Raw genomic sequence first — 1,288 nt, forward strand, 5'->3', positions numbered from 1 at the left:
TGGTATTATCCCCTATAGGTAGACAGTAAAAAAAGAGTCCATCTGATATGATGGACTCAATACTGTTTTATCTGGAGGGGATTTTTTTATGGCAAGAAAAGGACAATCATTTCAAAAATATACAGAAGAACTAAAGCGAGAAGCAGTTCGTCTTCGATTAGAAGAGAGAAAATCATTGCGAGAAATTCGTGAACAACTCGGTGTGAAGAGCGATGCCCAGATTATTGAGTGGGTAAAACGTGCGCAACAAGGGGAGTCCTTTGATGATCAACGTGGTGTCTGGAATCGAAAGAATTTTAATAATCTAGAAGAAGAAAATGCTTATTTGAAGGCACAGGTTGAGTATTTAAAAAAGCGCAATCCAAATCTACACGGGAAGGAATGGTCCTAAAGAAAGAACGATTTTCTCTTATCGATTCATTACGCCAAGCCTATCCACTCCGATGGTTGCTTCAAATCGCGGAAGTTTCTAAGGCTGGCTACTATAAATGGCGGAAATATCATAACGTGCAGCGTTTACGTCAGAAAAGGGATATGTGGCATAAAGAACATATTTTATCTATTCATCGTCAGCACCCTTACTATGGGTATAAACGCATGACTCGTGCTTTAGCTCGAGAAGGAATGGTAATGAATCATAAACGTGTTCGCCGTCTCATGAGAGAATTAGGCATCCAATCTATCATCCGAAAAAAACGTCCATTTTACGGAAGGAAAACATCGGTGATATTTAAAAATCATTTGAACCGAGAGTTTCAAGCGGACAAACAAAATCAAAAATATGTAACGGATATTACTTATGTACGAATTGGAGATCAGTTTGCTTATTTGTCAGCTGTGTTAGATCTATACAACAATGAAATTGTTGCCTGGAAGCTATCTCGAAGAAATGATTTAGATTTGGTTTTAACTACATTACAACAATTAGAGGGGAAATCCTTATCCATTAAGCCCCTTTTACATTCAGATCAAGGGTTTCAATATACATCAAAATCTTACGCAAAGCAGTTAGAAAGATTAGGATTTGTCGGTAGTCATTCTAGACGTGGGAACTGTTTTGATAATGCATGTATTGAATCATTCTTCTCACATTTAAAAACAGAGAAGTTGTATTTAGTGCGCCCAAAAACATATGAAATGGCTTATCAAGCAATTCAAGAATATATTCAATTCTATAATACAGAAAGGTTCCAAGAAAAACTTCACGGCCTTTCCCCGATAGAATATCGGGAAAAGGCCGTGGCATAATACTCTTTTTATTACTGTCTACTTGACAGGGAGATGACCA

At 37.3% G+C, this 1,288-nt stretch carries 1 protein-coding gene; it reads left to right on the top strand.

The annotated features are described in order from the left end of the window. The first annotated feature begins 88 nt into the window (after positions 1-88). Positions 89-1,248 (top strand): IS3 family transposase gene (locus MR136_RS28250; protein ID WP_135277373.1). Its coding sequence is split into 2 segments (ribosomal slippage): positions 89-347 and positions 347-1,248, totalling 1,161 coding nucleotides; the frame shifts between segments, so codons are not numbered across the junction. Positions 1,249-1,288: the final 40 nt, after the last annotated feature.

Source organism: Bacillus cereus group sp. BfR-BA-01311, from assembly GCF_022664295.1.
GTDB lineage: Bacteria > Bacillota > Bacilli > Bacillales > Bacillaceae_G > Bacillus_A > Bacillus_A cereus.